The following is a 23,557-nucleotide window of genomic DNA, read 5'->3' on the forward strand; positions in this document are numbered from 1 at the left end:
TGCCCAAAGTCAATCGGAATGTCACTTGTGATAGAAAGAAGGAAAGTCAACTATGTCATCAATTCGAGAAGTCGCCAAACTGGCAGGCGTATCTGTCGGTAGTGTCTCCCGCTATCTCAATGGGCAGCAATTAAAGGCTGTCAATATGGAAAAAATTGCTGCAGCGATCGCCACATTGGATTATAAAGAGAATATTATTGCCAAGGGCTTGAAAAACAATCGTAGTTTTTCGGTGGGCTTACTAATGAATAGTATTTCCAGTCAATTCGGGGCCGAGACTGTCAGTGCGATTGAAGGCGTGATGGAAGCTAAAGGCTACTCCATACTCCTCAGTGGTTTCAAAGGCGACGTTTCCCAAGTGAATAAAAAGATTGACTACTTAATGCAGCATTCTGTAGATGGCTTAATTGTCTTTATGTCTGAGCAGGATTGGGATGGAATGGAACGCTTGGCTGACTTGCCGATTCCTGTATTGACCATCAACAGTCCGGTTCAGCTAGCTGGCGTGGATCGGGTTCAAGTCGCCGACCGCAAAAGTGTCAGAGAAGTCATCAGCTATTTTGCTGAACAAGGGCATCAACGCATCGGCCTCTTGGCAGCTCCTCAAAATGATTATGTTGCTCGTGAACGGTTGATTGGGGCCAAGGAAGCGCTAGAGACACATCCTGAGGCACAGTTGGTGACGACTTTTGGGGATTATTCGCGGCTGAGTGGTTATCGCGGGGCGGAAGAATTGTTAGCGCAAGATATCACGGCTTTATTGGTGACAAACTACAATATGGCGATGGGGGTTTTGGAGTTTTTGCAACAGTCAAAAGACCCTCGAAGTCAGCAATTACTTTTGGCCCATTATGACTACACCCGCGAAATGGCCGACTTGTTACCCAATCGAATCATCATCAAACCGGCTACTGCAGTTATCGGACAACTTTGTGGCGAACGTTTGCTAGCTCGGATGGCCGATCCAACGAGTGCAATAGATGAGGGCGTCTGGGTAGAAAATGAATTATTTGGTCTAGGAGGCAATTTGCTACCAGATGGAAAGCAACGGTAAAAATTAGTAAACTGGTACTCGTTGGTTGCGTTTGGGCGCAATAAAAACATAGTCAAAAACACGACACAATGCTATTAATAGAAACCTTTTCATTGTAGAATGGCAATGTGTAAAAAAGATTCGCTAATGAAGGAGGAACACAGATGTATCAATTTCCAAAAGGCTTCTTGTGGGGAGCCGCTACGAGCGCACCACAATCAGAAGGCGCGGCAGCCATCGATGGCAAAAGCCCTTCTACTTGGGATAAATGGTTTGAAATGGAACCAGAACTTTTCTATGATCAAGTCGGTCCAGAAAATACGTCAAACGTGTACGAAATGTATAAAGAAGAAGTCGCAAATATGAAGGCGATGAATTTGAATTCGTATCGGACTTCCATCGCGTGGACTCGTTTGTTGCCAGATGGTAAAACTTTAAATCCAAAAGCAGTGGCTTTTTATCGGAGTTATTTCCAAGAACTAGTGGACAATGGAGTTGAACCCATCATCAACTTATTCCATTTTGATATGCCTTGGTGGCTGATGGAAAAAGGCGGTTGGGAAGCTCGGGAATCCGTTGATCACTTCGCCTATTACGCAAGTGTCGCTTTTGAACAATTTGGCGATATCGTGAAAAAATGGGCGACGTTTAATGAACCACTTGTTCACATTGAATGTGGGTATTTTGGGGATGCCCATTGGCCGAAAGTTCATGACTTCAAACGGGCTTTGCAGGTGGGCTACCACACGATGTTGGCTCATGCCAAAGCAGTGGCAGCCTTTAGAGCATCCAAATACAACGATGGCCAAATTTCAATCATTTTGAACTTGTCACCAGTTTATCCAAAAAGTGATGCGCCAGAAGATTTAGAAGCAGCGAAGTGGGCGGATCATATTTACATCCGTAGCTTCTTAGATTGTGCTGTTAAAGGGGCATTCTCTGAGGAGTTTGTCGCGATGCTTAAAGAAGCTGATCTGGCTCCTGTGACAGAAGCTGGTGACAAGGACATCTTCTTGAACAATACCGTGGATTTTGTTGGCTGTAATTATTACCAACCAATGCGGGTTCAAGCCGTTCCTGCAGCTGAAAAAGTCTGGCCGATTCGAGAACCAAGAGATTTGTTCCGAGGCTACGATTGGCCAGAAAAACGTATCAATCCACACCGGGGTTGGGAAATCTATCCACGAGGAATTTATGATATCGCTATGCGTCTGAAAAACAGCTACGACAATATTCCTTGGTATATTTCTGAAAATGGGATGGGTGTTTCTGAAGAAGAACGCTTTGAAAACCTTGATGGGGTGATTGAAGACGATTATCGGATTGAATTTATTGAAGACCATTTGGAAGAATTGCATCGGGCGATCCAAGAAGGCTCACCATGTTTTGGTTACCACTTATGGACGTTTGCTGACTGCTGGAGTTGGTTGAATGCTTATAAAAACCGATACGGCTATTACCGTGTTGATATCAAAAATGGTTTCAAGCGGACACCGAAAAAATCCAGTTTCTGGATGGCCAATGTTATCGAAAACAATGGCTTTGAACGGGAACATGTGTAATCCTTGACGATAACTCACTGAGAAAAGAGGCGAAATGCACTTTTCTCAGTGAGTTTTTTGTGAATAAAGAACTTATAAAAAATTTAGGCAGTATAGAGGCTGATGGTTCGGGATTTAAGTGGCGTATCATGCTGTCAGATTGATGTTACGAAAAAGGTGACATTTAGCTCCGAAATAAGTGAGACGTACTAGCTAGACCAACAATAGCATCATGAAAATAAAAATGATCATTAATTTTATGGTGTTTAAAAAATGAACCGGTTTATTTATGGAAACGAAGGAAAACTCATGGGCATGGGATTCTATCTGACTATGTCAAAATTGGCCTAGAGACAGCAATAAAAAACATATCAGGAGTTTAACAAATGCCCTTGAAAGCGGTTGATGAAAGGTCTATTATACAGAGGTCTTATGGATTATTTAAGAGAGAAAACTGCCTGTTTGATAACATGGCATCGCTAAATGAGCGCCTGCTTAAATCAAGTTATCCAGTGAGAAGAAAAAAATCTCACGACTGAGACGTAGAAAGGCCGGAAAAAATGAAACATATTCAACTATTAATTAAACCCGCCTCTTCCTTATGTAATTTACGGTGTAGTTATTGTTTTTACGCTGACATTAGTTCATTACGCCAAGTACGATCGTTTGGACGGATGAAACCCGAAGTGACGACCAAGCTGATTGACCATGTTTTTCAAGATTTAGAAGATGGGGATCATTTGACGATTGGTTTTCAAGGAGGAGAACCGACGCTAGCCGGTTTGAAGTATTTTCAAAATTTTGTGAAGCAAGTAAAAGCCCAGCCGAAACAAGTGACGGTGGATTATGCTATTCAAACCAATGGGCTGCTTTTAGATGAAGCCTGGTGTCAATTCTTAAAAACAGAAGCTTTTCTGGTGGGCTTATCCATCGATGGGGGCGCCGATTTTCACGATCGGCATCGTCCGGATGGCGCCCGTCGAGGGACTTACCAACGGGTGTTGGCGACAAAAAAACGGCTTGAGGATTTTGAAATTCCCTACAATGTCTTGTGTGTCCTGACGGAGGAAATGACGACGGAAGCGGAGAACATTTGGTCGTTTATTTTGCAGGAGCAGATCAAGTATATCCAATTTATTCCTTGTCTAGCCGAGCTAGGGGAGGAGGAAAATGCCTTTGCGGTCACTCCTCGGGGGTTTGCTCAATTTTACCGACAGCTCTTTGATTTGTGGCAAAAGGCTTTAAAAAATGGTCACTATGTTTCCATTAAACTGTTTGACGACATTGCCAATTTATTGGTCAATGGCGTGATGGGTGCTTGTGGCATGTTAGGCCGTTGTCAGATGCAATATGTGATTGAGGCCAATGGCAATGTTTATCCGTGTGATTTTTATGTGTTGGACGAACTTTGCGTAGGCAATATCACCCAACAGACGTTAAGAGAGCTGTTTGAACAACCATTGACGCAACAGTTTATCTGTGATCAGCCTCATTATGGGACTTGTGATACTTGTGAGTTTTTCAAGATGTGCCGCGGGGGTTGTAAGCGCATGAAAGAGGCTTGTTATGTCACCTCAGATACGGATGATTTTTGCGGGTATCGCGAAGTCTTGAAGAAAGTCGCCGCGCCTTTAGTGGCATTGGCGAGTTCACCGGTGGGACGTTGAAACGTTTGTACTAAAAGAGAGTAAAAAGAAAAGAGGGACTTTAAGTGAAACTGCAGTATTTTGGAACAGCGGCGGCAGAAGGGGTACCAGCCTTGTATTGTGAGTGTGAGTTGTGCCAAACCGCTCGTCGCAAGGGTGGCAAGGATATTCGTACCCGTTCCCAGTCACTACTGGATGAGCAACTACTGATTGATTTTCCAGGGGACACCTACGCCCATTATTTGCAATATGGGTTTGATTTATCCAACATTGGCCATCTACTGGTGACCCACAGCCATTCCGATCACTTTTATGCGGAAGATTTGGTGTTGCGTCTCAGCGGCTATGTGCCAAAGGTCTCCCAAACCTTAAATGTATACGGCAATCAACGGGTTTATGATTTTATGAAACGGGTCTTTGATCTGGAAGGTTACTGGGAGGAAGAGCGGGTGAAGTTTCATTTGATGACGCCTTTTCAAACGGTGGCCATCATGGATTATCAAGTTACTCCTTTAGCTGCTGACCATGATCAACGGGAAACATGTTTGCTGTATGGGATTAGCGATGGAAAAAAACAGATGCTTTATGCCCATGATACTGGCGAGTTTCCTGAAGAGACTTGGTCTTTTCTAGAAGAGACGCGGCCGTATTATGATTTTGTTTCCATCGATTGTAACCATCAAGCTGACGATAGTCCCCGCAATCATCAAGGCTTTCCTAATAATCTCAAAACGCGGGAACGGTTGTTGGCGTTAGGTATTGTCGATCACAAGACACAGTTTGTCTGCAATCATTTTTCTCACAATAGTAAACTGACTCATCAGGAAATGCTGGATCTGGTAAGCCCTTATGGATTCGATGTCGCCTATGACGGGTTAATTAAGGAGTTTTAAGCAACATGGAAAAAATGAAACAGCTAATCGAAACAGAAGGTCGTGCCTTAGCGAAAGTGACTTTAGGAACGGCGTTATTGGGATTTGCGTATGCTCAGTGGATGAAACCCAATGCCATCATCAACGGCGGGGTCACTAGCTTATCCATGATTGCCAATGAATTGACCGGTCTCCCATTGCTCTTGATGACAAATGGGATCACCTTAGTTTTATTAATCTTAAGTGGCATCTTTTTGGGACGAGGTAACTTGCTGCGTTCAGTGTATTCGAGCATTTGTTACAACTTATTTTTTAGCTTGTTTTATTTAGCCCCAATCAGTGCCCAGATCAACTTGCCGGTGGATTTTTTATTTGCTAGCTTGTTTATCGCAGCAGGCTATGCTTTGTGCCTGTCTTCGGATACCTCCACCGTTGGCTTGGACGTGGTGGCTTTAATCGTCCACCGCTATCGCCCCAAATTAGGGGTGGCCAAAGTGTTACGTTGGCTGAACTGGAGTGTCTTGGTTTTAGGCTTGTTTGCCTATAACTGGCAGGCGGTGGTCATCGGGATTGCTTTTAGTTATTTTAATAGTTTGTTATTAGGCCTCTTCTTACAGGAAGCGGATAATCCCTTGCTGCGTTGGTGGGGTCGCTTTCAGTCGAGGGTTTATCATACATCAAAATAAAAACATTGGGCTTGAGGAGCTCAGAAAAATGAGCTCTTCAGCCGACATTTGGGAGGAAACAAATAATGACAATCACATCAATCCAAGCGAGTAATGAAACTTTAGCTTGTGCCAAAGCCTTTAACCGCTTTTGGCAGCGCTTCACCGGTGAAACGCTGCCTCTGCAAGGGGAACAAGGCGACTTAGTCTTGCAACTGGATCCGGCAGTCCCACAAGATCAGATTTTGATTACGGCTGCCGCCGATGCCATTACAGTCGCTGCTGAAAATGAAAGCGCCTTGTTTAAAGGAACGATGATGGTGTTGCAACGCTTATTGGGAAAAGTTGCGATTATCTCGGAGACCATCACGTTGAGTCCCCAGAAAAAGTTATTGATGGTAGATATGGGACGCAAATTCTTTCCGCTGACAACCTTGAAAGAGTTGGTAGATAGTCTAGCAATCTTTAATTTTGATCAATTGCAACTGCATTTTTCTGAAAATGAAGGCTTTCGAATCGAGTCTGAACGCTACCCTTGGTTGGCATCTGCTGAGCATTTGACCAAAGCCGAAGTGCGGGAATTGATCCAATATGCCCAAGCGCAACACATCGAAATTATTCCGGATTTTGATTCTCCAGGGCACTTGAAGCATGTCTTGGCGGATAAACCGGAATGGCGGTTGGATAAACTTGCAGAAGATGGAACCTTGGTTAAGGATGAAAAAGCTCTAGATATCTTAAATCCAGAGGCAGTGGCATTTATTTGGTCAATTTATGAAGAGTATGCTCAGCTGTTCGTGGACTGTCGTTATTTCCATGTCGGTGCGGATGAATTTGTACCTTTCGATGATCTGCATAACTATCCAACATTAGCAAATTATGCTGCCGAAAAATACGGCCCTGAGGCAAGTGGTATCGAAGTCTTTATTGAGTATGTCAACAAAACGGTGGCTTATGTGCGGCAATTAGGGTTTATTCCGTTGGTTTGGAATGATGGCTTTTATCGAGTGAATCGGACAGAAGGCTTGCATTTGACCAAAGATTGTATGATCAGCTATTGGACGCGGTGGAATAAAAACATGGCCCCAATCCAAACCTTCATCGATTTGGGTTACACCGTGATTAACCATAACGACAATTACTTCTATTATGTACTAGGAGAGCATGCTTCATATACCTACCCAACCTATGAAAAAATCATGACCGGCTGGACACCAGTGGACTTCCCACAACAACAGGTTGTCAATGAGGACCAATTGACTTCAGTAGCAGCTAATGCAATTGCCATCTGGAGTGATATTCCAGATGCGCTGACCCCGGCAGAAGTCGTGGAAAATGTCTTTTATTTGATGGCGGCGCTAATGCAAAAAGCCGATCAACGATTATTAGGGAATCAGGACGTGATTCGCAATATCTATCAGGGATTACTTCAATAAGAAATAGGAAATAGGGAAAGAGGAAAATGATATGAAGAAAAATGTCTTGTTTTTACTAGCAGATGACCAACGTTTTGACACAATCCATGCACTAGGCAATCCTGATATTCAAACACCCAACTTGGATCGTTTGGTAGCAGAAGGCGTGACCTTTGAAAACGCCTATATTCCTGGTGGGACTTCTGGTGCAGTTTGTATGCCGTCACGGGCGATGATGCAAACCTCTAAACACTTGTTTGATCTGCAAGATCTCGGTGCGGTGATTCCTGATGAGCACGCGATTTTAGGTGAAGAACTCCAAAAAAATGATTATCACACAGTAGGGATTGGAAAATGGCACAACGGCACCAAAGGCTATGGTCGGGCCTTCTCAGATGGTGGTGAAATCTTCTTCGGTGGCATGTGGGATCATTGGAATGTGCCCGTGAATGAGTTTGACCCTGCAAAAGAGTACCGGGATTGGCGGACTTTTACCCAAGATCCTTTTTCTACCAACCACACGATTCAAATGCCGGCAGATCATTTGACGATGGGTAAACATTCTACCGATTTGTTCGCGGATAAGTTGATTGAAAAAATCCATGATGTTGCGACGATGGAGCAACCCTTCTTTTTGTACGGGGCCTTTTTAGCACCTCACGATCCACGTACTATGCCAGAAGCCTATAAAAACATGTACGATCCAGCTAAGATTCCTTTGCCGGAAAACTTTTTACCAGAGCACCCTTTTGAATTTGATGTCAAACGGGAACGAGACGAAAGCTTGGAAGCTTATCCCCGTCCTGAAAGTCGGGTTAGACAGCATATTGCTGATTATTATGCCATGATTAGTCATATCGACGCCCGCATTGGGACCATTCTCGATGCATTGGAAGAAACTGGGCAGTTGGAAAACACACTGATTATTTTTAGTGGGGACAATGGCATATCCATCGGTCAACACGGCCTAATGGGGAAACAAAATCTCTACGAACATAGCATTCATGTTCCTTTGGTTATGGCCGGACTAGGCTTACCAAAAGGCAAACGAGTGACCCAACGAGCACTGTTATTGGATATTATGCCAACGATTTTAGATTACACCGATACGCCGATTCCTGAGGGCCTGTTTGGACAAAGCCTCTTGCCGGTGATTGCTGATGAAAAACCTGGACGGGAAATGATTTATTTGAGTTTCACCCAAAGAATCCGCGGATTGCTGCAAGGTGACTATAAATTAATCGAGTATGCGACGGATTTTGGAGCCCACACTCAGTTGTTTAATATTAAAGAAGATCCTAAAGAAATGGTGAATTTGGCTGAAGATCCTACTTTTGCTGAAAAACTAGCAATCATGCAGGCAACATTGGTCCAACAAGCCGAAGTGATGGGAGATTTTGAGTTTCCACAAGGCAAAGAATACTGGGAAAAGAAAGCTGAGTTGGCAGGAAAATGACAAAACAACCAAATATTTTATTTATCGTAACAGACCAACAACGAAAGGATACCCTTTCTACCTACGGCAATCTGCCTGTGAACACGCCTAATTTGGATACGTTGGCAGATGCTAGCTTAAATTTTGACAATGCTTATGCGGTTTGTCCTATCTGCACCCCGGCTCGGGCTTCCATGCAAACGGGACTGTACCCCATGCATCATGGCATGTTAACCAATTCGTATAATTACGGCACGATGGTTCAAGAATTGCCCGATACGCCAGAATTATTGAGTCGCCGTTTGGCAGCGGCAGGTTATCAAGTGGGGTATACCGGCAAATGGCACTTGGGGACTGGTGCTGAGGCGGTACGCAAGGATCAGTATATCCAACAATTCATGGGAAATATTCACTTTGCCGAATTGGCTCAAAATACCCGCTCCGTTCCTACGACAGTTGGCTACCAAGGGGATGATTTCCCAGGACATGGCTTTGGCGGTTATATATACGATGAGTTGAAGGCCTATGTGGCAAGTCTGGGTAAAGAAACCAAGATTGAGCATGTGATTTCTGGAAACTATACATCCCATCAAGCTGGGGAAATCACTTCGGGGTTGGATACGACGATTGAACACTTCTTAGTAGAACGTACTAAAAAATGGTTGACGGAATTTAAGCAACAAGAAGAACCTTGGTATTTTCAATTGAATTTCTGGGGACCTCATGAGCCATATTATGCCCCTACAGAATTTCTGGACCAATACCGGGATCTGGAAATTGAACCTTGGGCAAATTATGCCGGAGATAGCGAGAATAAACCACGTATTCATGATGTCAAACGAGCCAATAATACCGATTGGGAAGAATTTGTACCGTATATTCGTCATTATTATGCCAATATGAGTCACATCGACTACCAAATCGGCCGCTTGCTTGATTTTTTGAAGGAACAAGGACTTTACGAAGATACTTTGATTATCTTCAGCTCGGATCACGGGGAATCATTAGGGATCCACAATGGGTTATGTGACAAGGCCATCTTCATGTACGAAGAAATCACTAGTGTACCATTGTTGATGAAACTACCTCAGGGGATGGAAGCGACGAGTGTCTCACAAGCAGCCGACGGTAAACTACGGGTGCCTGAGTTTGTCCAAACTTGCGACCTTTATTCGACGATTCTCAATGCAGCAGGCTTGCCAGCTGAAGCTGTCGCGAGAGATGGCCGCTCGGTTTTACCTTTAGTCCAAGAAGGTGAAAAAGTCAGTCACTGGCGGGATTGTGTCGTGACGGAATGTTCTGGTATCGGAGCCGTTCTCTTTTCGCAACGGGCTCTACGTTGGCAAAACTGGAAATATGTCTTCAATGCAGGAGATACCGATGAACTATATGATCTAGCGGAGGATCCGGGAGAATTACAGAACTTGATTGATGAAAAGCTTCCGATATTGGAAGAACTCCGACAAAAATTAGAAGATTGGATGGAAGCGCAAAAGGATAATCTGATCTTCGAATACCGCTATTTGTGTCGCCGGTAATCGATTGTTTATACTGGATTCTACTAATTAATGATTGAATAGCTAAAAAAGCCTACCCAGAAGATTTGCTAGTGGCAATCATTGGGTAGGCTTTTGCGTAATTGAAGAAGTTTACATCTATCTGCTAATGTCTGTCAGTTGGCCCATACAAACCTAAGAAATTTTATTTCTTTTAATTTAAAAAAATATTGAAATTTAATTTCTTATATGTATAATAGCAATTGTAAACGATTACTTTATTGGAGGGAAATTTGATGAACAAGTTGACAGATTTTATCGAGAAATACATTGCACCGCCATTGATTCGTTTTGCAAACTTGCGTTATGTACAGGTCATACAGCGTAACGGATTAGGAATCATGAGTTTGTTGATTATTGGGTCGATGTTTTTATTGGTTGCTTCATTTCCATATCAACCGTATCTTGATTTTCTAGGAGATTTTCGTTGGAAAATTGCTGCAGCATCAGGTGTAGGGACAGCATTTATTGGATTATATACCGTCATTACAACGTCCTATGCAACAGTGGAATGGTACAACAAGAATAAAAAAGAACATACGGATATTATGCAACCGATGATTTTGGCCGTGGCTTCCTGGTTTTTACTAAATCCAGCACAAACGGTACAAACAATCGCTGGTGCAACGCCGGAAGAAATTGCTAAAAATGCTCAAAGCATAGCTGATGGAACAACAACTGCAACTGCTTTTTCTGGTGTATCTACAGCTTATCAAGGGGCATTAGGAGTTTTTGCTGCGATTATCGTAGCCATTGCCACTGTTGAAATGTATCGTTTCTTCGTACGTCGCAACTTCACCATCAAAATGCCTGAAAATGTCCCACCAATGGTTTCTAACGCGTTTAGTGCTTTAATTCCAAGCTTGTTTGTTATTATTTTCTGGTGGTTGATTGGTTCTGTTTTAGAATTGAACTTACCAGAAATGATTATGAAGGTCTTCCAACCATTAGTAATGGTTGGTGATACCCCGGTTGCCATGTTAGTTGCAACGATTATTAACCGTGGTTTGTGGGCTGTCGGTATCCACGGTGGGAATATCGTTGGTGGAGTTGCCGGAACTTTCTGGACTCAGATGGTGGCCGAAAACCAAACAGCTTTCCAATTGGGCGAAAAATTACCACATATCTATACCAGTATTTTCCAAGACAACTATATCATGATTGGGTTGGCACCGCTGTGTTTGGCCTTGTTATTAGCAAAATCTAAACGCTACCGCTCATTAGGCGGCTTGGCTACTGCGCCAGCATTATTCAACATTGGGGAACCGTTGATTTTTGGTTTGCCAATTATGATGAACCCATTGATGATGATTCCGTTTGTTTTAGGACCGGTGGTTATGAACATTTTGGCAATTATTTTCGTCTCTTTGAACTTGTTGCCAATCCCAGTCTTATCTGTACCATGGATTACCCCAGCACCGATTAAAGCCTTTCTATCAACTGGTGGGGACTGGCGAGCGTTAGTTTTCGTCTTAGCTGGTTGGGTAATCAACTTCTTGATTTTTTATCCATTTGTAATCGCATTGGATCGTCAAGAACAAATTACTGAACAAGAAAACTAGAAAAACTGATAGAGGAGGCGTGATGGCAGCTTCAACAGCCCGAAAGAGCACAGAATTGTCTGCTATAAAGGCAAACAATTTCTTGTAACTTTTACTGTTGATAGAGGTCATCACGTCTCTTACGAATTAGGAGGAGACGATATGTTAGGTGTCTCAGTTTATTTAAAAGATTTAGATGTGTCATATTTGGAACAAGCAGCCAAGATTGGTGCCAAATACGTGTTTACCTCATTGCATATTCCTGAAGAAGATTTTTCTGACATTGATGTGAAATTACCATTACTTTTGGAAACCTGCCGCAACAACGATTTGTTATTGGTGCCGGATGTCTCACCAGTAACTTTTGAAAAATTGCAAATTCCCGCGGGGGATATGGAGGCGCTGAAAGCTTTAGGTGTCAAAGCGGTGCGTTTGGATTACGGCTTTGATGATATCCATCAACTGGTGACGTTACAAAAAGATTTCATCTTGTTTTTAAATGCTAGTGTAGTTAGTTTGACCTTCTTACAACAAGCAGAAGCAGCCGGCTTAGATTTGAATGAGATTCAGATGGCTCATAATTTTTATCCAAAAACCGACACGGGTTTATCAGCGTCTGCTTTTGAAGCTGATAACCGTAAACTGGTGGAACGGGGATTGAAAATCATGGCTTTTGTACCGGGGGATGCCTTGAAACGTTTTCCTCTTTATCAAGGACTACCAACGTTAGAAAAACATCGTGGGGTACATCCTTTTGTTGCAGCCGTAGAATTAATCAAAGACTTTGGCGTGACAGATATCTTGATAGGTGACAGTTTGGCACGTTTTGCCACCCTTGAAATGATTCAGCGCTATTTACAAGAACGAGTTCTCACCTTACCAGTCGCTTTATATGGTGGGCATCAAGATTTTTATGGACAGGAATTGGCTGTGCGTCGAGATATTCCAGAAAAAGTAGTACGTTTAGCCACTCCGCGTATTCCTAAAATTGCTATTGAAAAAACTTTGCAACGAAAAAAAGGGATGATTACCATGGAAAACGAGTTGGGTGGTCGCTATAGTGGCGAAATCAACTTGTGTCGAGAAGATTTACCATTTTCAGCAGCTACTAACTGCATCGGCTTTGTCCATCCTGAGTTTGTCGATTTATTGCAGTGGGTGGATCGTGACACGAAAATTCGTTTTGAACCAATCGATTTTGTATAAAGAGGGAGAAACTAATGGAAGAACAACAATTACGAAAGATGGTGGGTCGCCATTTTGTTGTTGGTTTTGATGGGCTAGTTGTCAATGACCACATTCGCAAAATGATTACCCAGTATTATGTCGGTTCGATTATTTTATTTAGTCGCAACATCCAATCTCCTCAACAAGTGTTTCAATTGATTAGTGATTTGCAACAATTAGCAGAAGATGCGGGCTATGATTATCCTTTGCTAGTTTCTGTCGATCAAGAAAATGGAGTAATTCGGCGTCTAGTCAATGGCTTTAGTCAGCTACCTGGGGCGATGGCAATTGGTAGTACCGGCCAAGTGCAAAATGCTTACGACAGCTATCAAGCTTCTGCCGACGAATTAGCAACAGTAGGGATTCACTGGAATTTGGCACCAGTGGCAGATGTGAACAATAATCCTACCAATCCAGTTATTGGTGTGCGCTCTTTTTCAGATTCTTTTGAAAGAGCAGCTGATTTTGTAGCCGAAGCTGTCAAAGGCATTCAGTCCCAGCATGTTGCCGCAACCTTAAAACATTTCCCAGGTCATGGGGATACAGCTGTGGATTCACATCTATCCTTGCCGGTTATTCATCACGATGCGGCTTACTTAATGGAAAACGAGTTGCTTCCATTCAAAGCTGGGATTGCAACTGAGGTAGCATCAGTCATGTTGGCTCATGTCTTTTTTCCTAAAATTGAAACTGCTGGGTTGCCGGCTAGTCTTTCAGCAAAAATGGTTTCATTATTGAGGGAGGATTTGAGATATGAGGGAGTAATTGTGACAGATTGTCTAGAAATGAAAGCTATTGCTGATGAAATTGGCACGGTAAGAGCTACGAATATTGCTTTAGCTAACGGCGTAGACATTGCTATGATTTCCCATACGGAAGCGCTGCAAACAGCTGCTATTGAGCAAGTATTGGAAAACGTCATAACTGATAAAAGTTATTTACAACAATTGGTGTCAACGGATCAGACTATTAAAGGATTTTTAGCAAATTATGGGGTTTGGACCAATCATCAAATGCTTTCAGATGAACTTTTGGAGGAAAAAAAATACCGACATACACAATTAGCTAAAGCCATTTATCAACAATCTGACATGGTCGTCAAAATGGGAGGCAAAACACCATGGAAAACGACAGATAAATTATTAGTAATTAGTTTTGAAAATGCGATTTTTTCTAACGTAGAGGACGCAAATCACTTGACGGTTCCTTTGAAGGAAATCATCCATGAAAAAGTTGCTAACGCAGTTTTTCAGACTTTTTCTTTAACGGAATCACCAGAAACAGCTTTAGCAATGCTGGATAATCTAGATAATTACGATCATATCTTATTCACTAGTTTCAATATAAAAAATGAAGCAGATTTGCAAGGTCAAATTTATCGTAAACTACGACAGTCAACAGCGGATGTTGCTGGAATTGCTTTGCGTAATCCCTATGATAGTCGTTGGCTACCGGAAATTGAAACGTATATAACCCCTTTTGAGTTTACTGAAGCAGCACTGCGCGTAGCCGTGGCTAAGTTGTTTGTATGAGAAAGATTATGAATAATAGTAGCTACGACAGAATTACTAACTTTTTAGAACAAGGTCGACAGGAAAAACTTTTTCCTTGTGGTTATTTGGAAGTACTTGATAAAACTACGACAATTGCTCAGTGGTCAGTCGGACAAATTCCAGACAGTCAAGATGAGCCTACAAGTCAGACCCGTTTTGATTTAGCCTCTTTAACGAAAGTTGTGGCCACTTTACCAGCTATTCTATTGTTCATGGAAGCAGGAGAGCTTACACCTCAAACGACTTTAGGTGAAAAATTACCGGCTACCAGACTGACGGCTCTGGCTCCAATAACTGTAAATCAATTATTAACCCATACGGCCGGATTACCCTCCCATGAACGCTTTTATGAACAAACCGAAAGAGATGTTCTTAGGGCAATCTTGGCGGTACCGTTTAACCATCAACCTGGGGAGCGGGTTGTCTATAGTGACTTGGGATTTATGTTACTGGGTAAATTGGTGGAAGAACTTAGTGGACAGTCGTTGAATGATTTCTGTCAAGAAAAAATCTTTGAACCTTTAGGAATGAAGCAGACAAGTTTTTCTCCGACGGGCGGAGTGCCTACCCGGGTAAAAGGTGCCCCAGATGACGGCAATGCCCGCTTTTTCAAAGAAGCGCTGGGGCATGCAGGGCTATTTAGTACTAGTGAAGATTTAGCAAGTTATTTACGATTTTGGCAGCGAAATTTTCAAAATAAGAAATTATATCAAGAGGCCACAACTTATCAGACAAAAGGGCAAGGGGATTGTCGTGGTTGGGGGTGGGTTAAACAGACTGGCAGCCAGAGTTTTTTTGCGGAGGCTAACTTAGAAGCATTTGGCCATACTGGTTATACGGGGACGAGCATATTTTGGGATCCCAAATGGCAAGAAGGTATAGTTTTTTTGACAAATCGTGTCTATAACAGCACTGATGCTCGCTTTGTAGATTATCGCAAACAATTGCATCGTATTATTTTCGAAGAGTTTGCTAGGGACAATAAAAAAGCATGAAGGGAGTCTGCTATATGACAGCATTTCTAATCGGTGGCGACTGCGGTGGTACGAAGTCGACCTTCGTCACAGTGACAGTTGATAATGGGAAATTGCGAAAAAAGATGACTTTGGGGCCTGCCAACGTTATCGCAGATCCAGTCAATAGTTTAACAGTAATTAAAGCTGGTGTGACTCGCTTGTTAGCAGAAGAACAGGATAATTGTGTTGGAATTGTGTTGGGAGTTGCTGGCCTTACTACAGCTGGAATCCAAGAACAATTGCAACGAGAATTTGCTTTCTTTGCGGGTCCTGTATGGCTGTTGGATGATGCCCAATTGGCCTTATATGGCAAGTTGATGGGGCGAGATGGAGCTTTGTTGATTGCGGGGACCGGTTCGATTGCTTATGCTCGGTATCAAGGTGTCTTTACCCGAGCTGGTGGTTTTGGGCATCTTTTAGGAGATGAGGGTAGTGGCTACTGGATTGGTCGGGAAGCTTTTCTGAGGGTGTGCAAGGCTTGTGATGATCCGAAAGTCACCGACGAATTGACTAAAGAAATGCTAGCTAACGAAGGGACCACCGACCCTATGATGGTGGTTCGGCATTTTTATCAGATGACTAAGTCAGATGTAGCGGCTTACTCCGCTTTTGTCGCAGCTTCCAAAACAGCTGCTGCTCGAGAAATTTTGTTAGCGGCTGCGGAGAAACTTGTCGAATTGGCATTAACTTTGAAATGCAAGGCACAGTTGCCAACCGGCTTACCTTTAGCTTTTTCGGGATCGATTTTGTTACAAAATCAGCTAGTTCAAGAAACGATACGGCAACGATTGGCCGAGGATTTCAAGGTATTGCCAGTAGTGAATGAGGAAATAAGCCTCTTGCAAGGTACTTATTATTATTTTTGGGAGCAACAAGTCTAATACCTGAAAAAATCCTTTGGCAGATAAAGTTGCTTGTGAATAGGAGAGACGAGAATGGTTTTAGCTGTAGGAATTATGAGTGGCACTTCATTAGACGGGATTGATACAGCGTTAGTCGAAATCACGGGAGTGTTGGAAAAGACGAGGGTGAAATTAGTAGATTTTGCTACAAAGCCATATCCTAAAGAGCTATTGAACCAGCTACATCACGCTTTGGAAGCAGAATCAGTGACGGTGCAACAAGTTTCTTCTTTAAATTTTCAACTAGCACTTTCCTATGCAGCAGTGGTGAAAGAACTTTGTGAACAAAACCAATTAACGACGGGGGAGTTAGCTTATGTAGCAAGTCATGGTCAGACTTTGTTTCATCAACCAGAGACACTTGGAGATTTTCCACCATCAACTTTGCAATTAGGAGATGCGGGCGTATTGGCCCAACTGTTGCAATGCACAGTTGTTTCTAATTTTCGTGAGGCGGATATGGCTGTCGGTGGACAAGGTGCACCTATCGTACCATTTGCTGATTTTTATTGTTATCAAGGAAACAAAGATCGAATCTTACAAAATATCGGTGGCATCGGTAACCTTACTTGGATTAAAAAAGGTGGCTCGCCAGCTGATGTAGTGGCTTTTGATACCGGTCCAGGAAATATGGTCATTAATGAGCTTACCCGACACTTTTATGATGAGGCTTATGACCATGACGGTAAGCATGCGGCTAACGGGCAAGTGTTGCCGGAACTAGTGAATCATTGGCTATCGTTGCCGTATTTCGCACAACCTTATCCGAAAACTACTGGACGGGAACTTTTCGGAAAAACATTTGTGGCGAAGATAATAGGCGAAAATTTTGAAATCGCACCGGATGATTTGATTGCTTCAGCAACGATGTTAACAGCAAAATCCATCACTCAGGCTTGTGCACAACTGACCACCGAGCCTTGTGAGTTGATCATAGCGGGTGGTGGAGCATATAACCCAGTCATGATGGCCATGATACGTCAGACAGTAGATGCCAACTTTATTGTCAAAACTCAAGAAGATTTAGGTTTTTCTTCTGACGCGAAAGAGGCAATAGCCATGGTGATTTTAGCACAACATACACTACAAAAAATTCCAAACAATGTGCCCAGTGCTACCGGAGCCAGAAAACCAGTAGTGCTAGGCCGGGTGACTTGGGCCTAAAAAAAGCCACCGATAAACGGTGAGCTCATAAGACAAAATTAAAATGTTTGGGCTAATTCTTGTGCTTTAGCCGAAGCTTCCGCCATGATGGCTTCACCTTGTTCGGGATGGTGATCGATACCTTCCACAAACAATTGTTCAACCTCTGCAACACCGACGAATTGCAAGATTTGTTTCACGTATTGGGAAGCGAAATCTTGACCTTGGTAAACACCACCGTTGGATTGGATGTGCAACGCTTTTTTTCCTTCGGTCATAGGGACAGGACCAGTTTCGGTGTAACGGAAGGTTTTACCAGCTACGTTGATGGTATCAAACCAAGCTTTTAAGCGGGTAGGGATGTTTAAGTTCCACAAGGCATTGCTGATAACGATTTTGTCTGCTGCCAAAAATTGCGCAGTAGAGGCATCAAAAGCTTTGATCTTCGCTTGTTGACTAGCCGACAGTGTTGAAAAATCCGTACCGGAGCGTAGTTGTTGCCAAGCTAGTAAGATTTCACCGTCGATTTCGGGAATGGCTTCTTCGTAAAGGTTAACGATGGTGATGGTATCATCTGGATTTGCTTTGCGGTAAGCGTCCAAAAATTCATCGAAAAGGCGGACGGAACGGGAAGTTTCACCAGTCATGGGATGGGCTTTAATAGCTAAGAGTTGGGTCATCGTAATACTCCTTTTAATTTAAAATATTTTTTGAATCTGGCACTTATTTTAAGTTAGTAATTATCGAAAAACAAACTTTGTGCTTGTCTTGCTTTTCACATGAATCAAAATAACTATAAAAATCATCCTATTGCTGATAAAGCAAAGGTTGGAGGAAAAATAGAATCTAAGACGAGGAGGTCCGCCGATGAAATCAATCGACTTGGACAAACTTACCACTGAAAAACGAAATACCGAGACTTTTGATTTGGATCAGATGTCTGTAGCAGAAGCTTTAAAAAAAATGAATCGAGAAGATCAATTGGTGGCGACAGCCGTGGAAAATCAATTGTCCGCGATCCAACCTGTTATTGAAGCGGTTATAGCTGCATTTCACCAGGAAGGACGTCTTATCTATATGGGTGCTGGAACTAGCGGTCGCTTAGGGGTCTTGGATGCTGCGGAGTGTGTGCCAACGTTTGGCGTGAGCCCAGAAATGGTTGTCGGTTTGATTGCTGGAGGACCTAGTGCAATGACGGTGGCAGTAGAAGGTGCAGAGGACAATCCAACACTGGGACAAAAAGATCTCGAAGGTTTACATTTAACTACCAAAGATGTGGTCGTTGGTATAGCGGCTAGTGGTCGTACGCCGTATGTTATCGGCGGTCTAGATTATGCAAACAAACTAGGAGCTACAACAGCATCGATTGCTTGCAATTTGAATGCTGAAATTTCAAAACACGCCAGCTTACCTATCGAGGTGGATTGTGGTCCGGAATTTCTGACAGGTTCTACTCGCTTGAAGGCAGGAACAGCTCAAAAATTGATTTTGAATATGATTTCTACCATTGCCATGATTGGCATCGGCAAAGTGTACAACAATCTCATGGTAGATGTTCGACCAACGAATGAAAAACTGGTGGAACGTAGCAAACGAATTATTATGGAAGCGACAGGTGTTGATTACGATACTGCTGCCAAAATTTTCACTCTTGCTGAAGGAAATGTTAAATTGGCGATTGTTATGATTTTGGCAGATGTTTCCAAATTAGAAGCCACTGAACGTTTGCAGGAATCCCAGGGGTTTATTCGTAAGGCTATTAGGTAAATCTGGAAAAATTATGGGTTTACTAGCAGTGACTCTCTAAGATTTTAAGAATAAAAAAATCGGTCTCCTTACACAAAAGTAAAGTGAGGATCCGATTTTTTTGATATTAGTTGCTTACAAATAATTTTGTCGGTATTCTTGCACACTATGATAAGATTGTCGAACTTTTTTTGCGTTATTGTGATCGTTTCCGATGTAGATATAAAACAATAGATCAATTGCCATCAGATGAGCGACAATCGAGTTCGTAGCCGCGCTTCGGAGATCGGATTCTTTTCCTCGGGAGACCTGTAAGGAGACATCACCCAATTTACTGAGGGGATTGTTTCCTAGACGTGTCATGGTGATGATGGGAATACCTAGGTCTTTGGCTGTTTCACCAAGATGTAAGATTTCTGGTGTTGCACCCGAGTTGGAAATTAGCCAAAGGAGGGACTGCTCTTTTTTGTTGACTAATTGGGGTAATAAACTATTGTAATCGTGTGTTACTGTGACAGAATTACCTAGACGGCTCCATTTTTGTTGGATATCAATGGCTACTAATTCGGAGGCACCAACACCAGCTACGAAAAGCCGCTCTTTTTTTTGAATCAACTGGATTGCTGCTAAGAGAGCCTCCTCTTTGAGAATTTCGGCGGTTTCTTTGATGGTCACTTGTGCATTGCGAGAAAAGCTACTTTTGAGTTCGTCGATGGAAGCACCAGGAGCCAAATCTGCGTAGCCTTGTCCTGTCAAAGGTTGTTGATTATCCACTGAAAGTTGCATTTTGAAATCGGTAAAGCTTTGAAAACCGACCTTTTTAACAAATCGTACCACTGTAGGAGCGCTGACTTTGGCAGCCTGTCCTAGTTGTTCAGCCGTCATAGAAGGAACCTTCCCAGGGTGAGTTTGGATATAGTTATATAAGCTGAGTTCAGCTATAGATAGTTCATTTTCCATACTTTCGATGCGATTAAGTACGCCCATAAAGGTACCACCTTTCAGACTATTAAATCCTTAAGAAACTTAAAAAAACAACTACGGCGGCAAGCTTCTCATGGTACTCATAGTATAGCATAGTCTTTGATTATTTAGACAGCTTAGTATCGGATGCGTACATAGGAAAAAACTTGCATTTTCCCAGTATTTCCAGTAGACTGTAAGCTGTGTGTGATACACACCAACTGCTACTTGGTTTGACGATTCACCAACGTCATACTCAGCTGCAGGGGACATTTTGAGAAAGAGGTGAAAAAAATGGCAATTTCTAAAGAACGTAAAAACGAAATCATCAAGCAATTCGCTCGTACTGAAGGAGATACTGGTTCTCCAGAAGTTCAAATCGCTGTTTTGACTGAAGAGATCAATGAATTGAATGCGCATATCCGTGTTCATAAAAAAGATCACCATTCACAACGTGGTTTGATGAAAAAAGTTGGTCACCGTCGTAACTTGTTAGCATACTTGCGTAACAAAGACGTGGCTCGTTACCGCGAATTGATCCAAGCTTTGGGATTACGTCGTTAATGAAGCGAAAAGCGAGGTTCACATCGAATCTCGCTTTTTTTGGTATTTTGACGTCTATTTCCAACGAATTTGGTAAGAACATTGACTCTTTTACTAGAGGAACCGATGAAAAAGTGACTTGCCACAGAGAAATGAGCCCTTTGGTGAAGGGGCAGATGCAATAATTACAGCCTGTGACGGTGGTGTAGCCAACTACTAACCAAAGAAAAGCCTAAAAGCTCGCTAATTATTTAGCGAGAAGCGGGGAAGCTTCTGGGTTTTTCTTTGTTTAGTAGGAGAGCCCACGGTCACAGAGAAATGGAGCGGAAAATGACGAAACAAGTATTTGAAACAACTTGGGGCGGACGTCCCTTAAAAGTGGAAGTTGGTCAATTGGCGAAACAAGCCAATGGTGCCGTTTTGGTACGTTACGGTGATACTGTGGTCTTGAGTGCGGCAGTTGCCTCTAAAGAAGCCAAAGATTTCGACTTCTTCCCTTTGACTATCAACTATGAAGAAAAAATGTATGCTGTTGGGAAAATCCCTGGTGGCTTTATCAAACGGGAAGGCCGGCCTTCAACGGATGCGACCTTGACTGCCCGTCTGATCGACCGTCCGATTCGTCCGATGTTTGCAGAAGGTTTCCGTAATGAAGTCCAAGTTACCAACATCGTTATGAGTGTGGAACAAGATTGCTCTCCAGCGATGGCAGCAATGTTGGGTTCTTCATTGGCGTTATCGATTTCTGACATTCCCTTTGATGGACCGATTGCCGGTGTTGAAGTCGGTCGGGTGAATGGCGAATATGTCTTGAACCCAACTGTTGAACAAGCTGGCAACACGGATATCGATTTGACAGTTGCTGGTACTAAAAATGCCATCAACATGGTGGAATCTGGTGCCAAAGAAGTTTCCGAAGATGACATGTTGGGGGCGTTGCTTTTTGGGTTTGAAGCCATCAAAGAAATGGTTGCTTTCCAAGAAGAAATCGTCGCTGCTGTGGGTAAACCGAAAATGGCCATCACTTTGTTACAAGTGGATGCTGACTTGAAAAAAGACGTTTACGACAACTATTATTCAGTGATGAAAACAGCTGTCATGACGGAAGAAAAATTAGCTCGTGAAGATGAAATCGAAAAAGTCAAAGAATTGGTGAAAGAAGTCTACGGTGAAAAATATGCCGAAGATGAAAATAGCGACCAAATCACCAAAGAATTGAAACAAATTGCCGAAGACTTGGAAAAAGACGTAGTACGGGAATTGATTACCATCGACAAAATCCGTCCTGATGGTCGTCAACTGGATGAAATCCGTCCGTTAGCTTCTGAAGTTGGTTTGTTGCCACGAGTTCATGGTTCAGGACTCTTCACCCGGGGGCAAACCCAAGCGTTATCTGCTTGTACCTTGGCACCTCTTGGGGAACACCAAATCATCGATGGCTTAGGGGTGGAAGACTCAAAACGTTTTATCCACCACTATAACTTCCCACAATTCTCCGTTGGTTCGACTGGTCGGGCCGGCTCTCCTGGTCGCCGAGAAATCGGACATGGGGCTTTAGGGGAACGGGCTTTGTTCCAAGTGATTCCTGATGAAACAGAATTTCCTTACACCATTCGTTTGGTAGCGGAAGTCTTAGAATCAAATGGTTCTTCTTCTCAAGCGTCAATCTGTGCGGGTACTTTGGCATTGATGGATGCCGGTGTGCCAATCAAAGCACCAGTAGCTGGGATTGCCATGGGTCTGGTTTCTGATGGAGAAAACTACACCATCTTGACAGACATCCAAGGTTTGGAAGACCACTTAGGAGATATGGACTTTAAAGTGGCTGGTACTCGTGAAGGGATCACTGCTTTGCAAATGGATATCAAGATTCAAGGGATTACAGAACAAATCTTAACTGAAGCTTTGGCGCAAGCGAAAAAAGCTCGTTTTGAAATCTTGGATCAATTGCAAACGACCTTGGCAGAACCTCGTAAAGAGTTAAGCCAATACGCACCGAAGATTGAAATGATTCAAATCGATCCTGAAAAAATCAAAGTGGTTATTGGTAAAGGTGGCGACACCATCAATAGCATTATCGACGAAACCGGGGTCAAAATCGATATCGATCAAGATGGGAAAGTTTCCATTGCTTCAGCTGATGCGGATGCAATCAAGAAAGCCATCAAAATCATCGAAGAACTTACCAAAGAAATCAAAGTTGGCGAAGTTTATTTGGGCAAAGTGGTTCGGATCGAAAAATTCGGCGCTTTTGTCAATTTGACGAAGGGGAAAGATGGCTTGGTTCACATCTCCCAATTGGCTAACGAACGAGTAGATAAAGTGGAAGATGTGCTTAAACTTGGAGATGAAGTTTTGGTGAAAGTGACCGAAATCGATCGTCAAGGCCGCATCAACTTATCTCGTAAAGCTTTGTTGAAAGACGACAAGAAAAACGCACCAAAAGCTTAATAGCCATTAATTAGTAAGGTTTGAAGATCACCGTTAAAGCGGTGGTCTTTTTTTGTGATAAAGGACTTATAAAAATTCAAGCTCCATAAAGGCTAATGTATCAGGATTTAAATGGTGACTCATGCTGTCATATTGATGTTACGAAAAAGGCGAAATTTAGCGGTCTAGAATTTGGATTGACGGTAGCTAGACCGGCAAATGCCAAATCCAAAGCAATTTGTCATTGCTAGTTCATCTTAGCGGTTTCTGCTTAGATGTAACTGTATGCGCAAATACCCCTTTAGCTGTGCCTATGGGCTTCAAACTTAG

General features: G+C 42.8%; 19 protein-coding genes. 17 read left to right on the forward strand and 2 right to left on the reverse strand.

From position 1 onward, the window contains the following. The first annotated feature begins 52 nt into the window (after positions 1-52). The 14 genes from ACO03U_RS04030 to ACO03U_RS04095 all read left to right on the forward strand — a co-directional run bounded on the left by ACO03U_RS04030 (position 53) and on the right by ACO03U_RS04095 (position 17,566). Complete coding sequence (locus ACO03U_RS04030; protein WP_204685695.1) at positions 53-1,054, forward strand: LacI family DNA-binding transcriptional regulator; 1,002 nt, start codon at positions 53-55, stop codon at positions 1,052-1,054. A 143-nt stretch (positions 1,055-1,197) separates the two neighbouring features. Beyond that, on the forward strand, positions 1,198-2,595 hold the full coding sequence (locus ACO03U_RS04035; protein WP_161868218.1) for a glycoside hydrolase family 1 protein: 1,398 nt from the start codon (positions 1,198-1,200) through the stop codon (positions 2,593-2,595). 539 nt (positions 2,596-3,134) lie between these two features. Further along, positions 3,135-4,241: a radical SAM/SPASM domain-containing protein gene (locus ACO03U_RS04040; RefSeq protein ID WP_204685700.1), complete on the forward strand. Its 1,107-nt coding sequence runs from the start codon at positions 3,135-3,137 to the stop codon at positions 4,239-4,241. Positions 4,242-4,285: 44 nt separating this feature from the next. Next, entirely contained in the window at positions 4,286-5,113 is an 828-nt protein-coding gene (locus tag ACO03U_RS04045; protein WP_204685702.1) for an MBL fold metallo-hydrolase, read from the forward strand. A gap of 5 nt (positions 5,114-5,118) precedes the next feature. Next, a complete protein-coding gene (locus ACO03U_RS04050) occupies positions 5,119-5,778 on the forward strand; it encodes a YitT family protein (RefSeq protein ID WP_237583863.1) in 660 nt (219 codons plus the stop codon). 65 nt (positions 5,779-5,843) lie between these two features. Then, positions 5,844-7,193, forward strand: a complete 1,350-nt coding sequence (locus tag ACO03U_RS04055) for a family 20 glycosylhydrolase (protein WP_423104402.1) — start codon at positions 5,844-5,846, stop codon at positions 7,191-7,193. A 31-nt stretch (positions 7,194-7,224) separates the two neighbouring features. Then, on the forward strand, positions 7,225-8,628 hold the full coding sequence (locus ACO03U_RS04060; RefSeq protein WP_204685711.1) for a sulfatase family protein: 1,404 nt from the start codon (positions 7,225-7,227) through the stop codon (positions 8,626-8,628). After that, the gene (locus ACO03U_RS04065; protein WP_204685714.1) at positions 8,625-10,145 is read left to right on the forward strand and encodes a sulfatase family protein; all 1,521 of its coding nucleotides are present in this window, start codon (positions 8,625-8,627) and stop codon (positions 10,143-10,145) included. The genes ACO03U_RS04060 and ACO03U_RS04065 overlap by 4 nt, the downstream gene beginning before the upstream one ends. A gap of 254 nt (positions 10,146-10,399) precedes the next feature. Beyond that, positions 10,400-11,725, forward strand: coding sequence for a PTS sugar transporter subunit IIC (locus tag ACO03U_RS04070; protein ID WP_204685716.1), 1,326 nt, complete (start codon positions 10,400-10,402; stop codon positions 11,723-11,725). A 141-nt stretch (positions 11,726-11,866) separates the two neighbouring features. After that, positions 11,867-12,910, forward strand: a complete 1,044-nt coding sequence (locus tag ACO03U_RS04075) for a MupG family TIM beta-alpha barrel fold protein (RefSeq protein ID WP_204685718.1) — start codon at positions 11,867-11,869, stop codon at positions 12,908-12,910. Between the two features lie 14 nt (positions 12,911-12,924). After that, positions 12,925-14,463 carry a glycoside hydrolase family 3 N-terminal domain-containing protein gene (locus ACO03U_RS04080; RefSeq protein ID WP_204685720.1) on the forward strand — a complete coding sequence of 513 codons (1,539 nt, stop codon included), beginning with the start codon at positions 12,925-12,927 and terminating at the stop codon, positions 14,461-14,463. Between the two features lie 8 nt (positions 14,464-14,471). Continuing rightward, complete coding sequence (locus ACO03U_RS04085; RefSeq protein WP_204685722.1) at positions 14,472-15,479, forward strand: serine hydrolase domain-containing protein; 1,008 nt, start codon at positions 14,472-14,474, stop codon at positions 15,477-15,479. Between the two features lie 14 nt (positions 15,480-15,493). Then, positions 15,494-16,381: an N-acetylglucosamine kinase gene (locus ACO03U_RS04090; protein WP_204685724.1), complete on the forward strand. Its 888-nt coding sequence runs from the start codon at positions 15,494-15,496 to the stop codon at positions 16,379-16,381. Positions 16,382-16,435: 54 nt separating this feature from the next. After that, complete coding sequence (locus ACO03U_RS04095; RefSeq protein ID WP_204685726.1) at positions 16,436-17,566, forward strand: anhydro-N-acetylmuramic acid kinase; 1,131 nt, start codon at positions 16,436-16,438, stop codon at positions 17,564-17,566. Positions 17,567-17,604: 38 nt separating this feature from the next. On the opposite strand, the gene ACO03U_RS04100 is transcribed toward ACO03U_RS04095, so the two are convergent. Next, positions 17,605-18,225: an FMN-dependent NADH-azoreductase gene (locus ACO03U_RS04100; protein ID WP_161868207.1), complete on the reverse strand. Its 621-nt coding sequence runs from the start codon at positions 18,223-18,225 to the stop codon at positions 17,605-17,607. A gap of 187 nt (positions 18,226-18,412) precedes the next feature. On the opposite strand from ACO03U_RS04100, the gene murQ reads away from it, so the two are divergent. Beyond that, on the forward strand, positions 18,413-19,312 hold the full coding sequence (gene murQ / locus ACO03U_RS04105) for an N-acetylmuramic acid 6-phosphate etherase (protein WP_204685728.1): 900 nt from the start codon (positions 18,413-18,415) through the stop codon (positions 19,310-19,312). Between the two features lie 114 nt (positions 19,313-19,426). On the opposite strand, the gene ACO03U_RS04110 is transcribed toward murQ, so the two are convergent. After that, entirely contained in the window at positions 19,427-20,278 is an 852-nt protein-coding gene (locus tag ACO03U_RS04110; RefSeq protein WP_161868205.1) for a MurR/RpiR family transcriptional regulator, read from the reverse strand. 270 nt (positions 20,279-20,548) lie between these two features. Between ACO03U_RS04110 and rpsO the strand changes: the two genes are divergently transcribed. Further along, positions 20,549-20,818: a 30S ribosomal protein S15 gene (gene rpsO / locus ACO03U_RS04115; RefSeq protein ID WP_161868204.1), complete on the forward strand. Its 270-nt coding sequence runs from the start codon at positions 20,549-20,551 to the stop codon at positions 20,816-20,818. 309 nt (positions 20,819-21,127) lie between these two features. Then, positions 21,128-23,248: a polyribonucleotide nucleotidyltransferase gene (pnp, locus tag ACO03U_RS04120; RefSeq protein ID WP_161868203.1), complete on the forward strand. Its 2,121-nt coding sequence runs from the start codon at positions 21,128-21,130 to the stop codon at positions 23,246-23,248. The last annotated feature ends 309 nt before the right edge of the window (positions 23,249-23,557 follow it).

It is taken from the genome of Enterococcus diestrammenae (genome assembly GCF_049384045.1).
Lineage (GTDB): Bacteria > Bacillota > Bacilli > Lactobacillales > Enterococcaceae > Enterococcus_C > Enterococcus_C diestrammenae.

Excerpts from the sequence above, each read along its gene's own strand:
- ACO03U_RS04090 (WP_204685724.1), top strand. The coding sequence starts at position 15,494 with ATGACAGCATTTCTAATCGGTGGCGACTGCGGTGGTACGAAGTCGACC.
- pnp (WP_161868203.1), top strand. The coding sequence starts at position 21,128 with ATGACGAAACAAGTATTTGAAACAACTTGGGGCGGACGTCCCTTAAAA.
- ACO03U_RS04060 (WP_204685711.1), top strand. The coding sequence starts at position 7,225 with ATGAAGAAAAATGTCTTGTTTTTACTAGCAGATGACCAACGTTTTGAC.
- ACO03U_RS04065 (WP_204685714.1), top strand. The coding sequence starts at position 8,625 with ATGACAAAACAACCAAATATTTTATTTATCGTAACAGACCAACAACGA.
- ACO03U_RS04080 (WP_204685720.1), top strand. The coding sequence starts at position 12,925 with ATGGAAGAACAACAATTACGAAAGATGGTGGGTCGCCATTTTGTTGTT.
- ACO03U_RS04075 (WP_204685718.1), top strand. The coding sequence starts at position 11,867 with ATGTTAGGTGTCTCAGTTTATTTAAAAGATTTAGATGTGTCATATTTG.
- ACO03U_RS04070 (WP_204685716.1), top strand. The coding sequence starts at position 10,400 with ATGAACAAGTTGACAGATTTTATCGAGAAATACATTGCACCGCCATTG.
- ACO03U_RS04055 (WP_423104402.1), top strand. The coding sequence starts at position 5,844 with ATGACAATCACATCAATCCAAGCGAGTAATGAAACTTTAGCTTGTGCC.
- ACO03U_RS04040 (WP_204685700.1), top strand. The coding sequence starts at position 3,135 with ATGAAACATATTCAACTATTAATTAAACCCGCCTCTTCCTTATGTAAT.
- ACO03U_RS04085 (WP_204685722.1), top strand. The coding sequence starts at position 14,472 with ATGAATAATAGTAGCTACGACAGAATTACTAACTTTTTAGAACAAGGT.
- ACO03U_RS04100 (WP_161868207.1), bottom strand. The coding sequence starts at position 18,225 with ATGACCCAACTCTTAGCTATTAAAGCCCATCCCATGACTGGTGAAACT.
- murQ (WP_204685728.1), top strand. The coding sequence starts at position 18,413 with ATGAAATCAATCGACTTGGACAAACTTACCACTGAAAAACGAAATACC.
- rpsO (WP_161868204.1), top strand. The coding sequence starts at position 20,549 with ATGGCAATTTCTAAAGAACGTAAAAACGAAATCATCAAGCAATTCGCT.
- ACO03U_RS04095 (WP_204685726.1), top strand. The coding sequence starts at position 16,436 with ATGGTTTTAGCTGTAGGAATTATGAGTGGCACTTCATTAGACGGGATT.
- ACO03U_RS04035 (WP_161868218.1), top strand. The coding sequence starts at position 1,198 with ATGTATCAATTTCCAAAAGGCTTCTTGTGGGGAGCCGCTACGAGCGCA.
- ACO03U_RS04030 (WP_204685695.1), top strand. The coding sequence starts at position 53 with ATGTCATCAATTCGAGAAGTCGCCAAACTGGCAGGCGTATCTGTCGGT.
- ACO03U_RS04110 (WP_161868205.1), bottom strand. The coding sequence starts at position 20,278 with ATGGGCGTACTTAATCGCATCGAAAGTATGGAAAATGAACTATCTATA.
- ACO03U_RS04050 (WP_237583863.1), top strand. The coding sequence starts at position 5,119 with ATGGAAAAAATGAAACAGCTAATCGAAACAGAAGGTCGTGCCTTAGCG.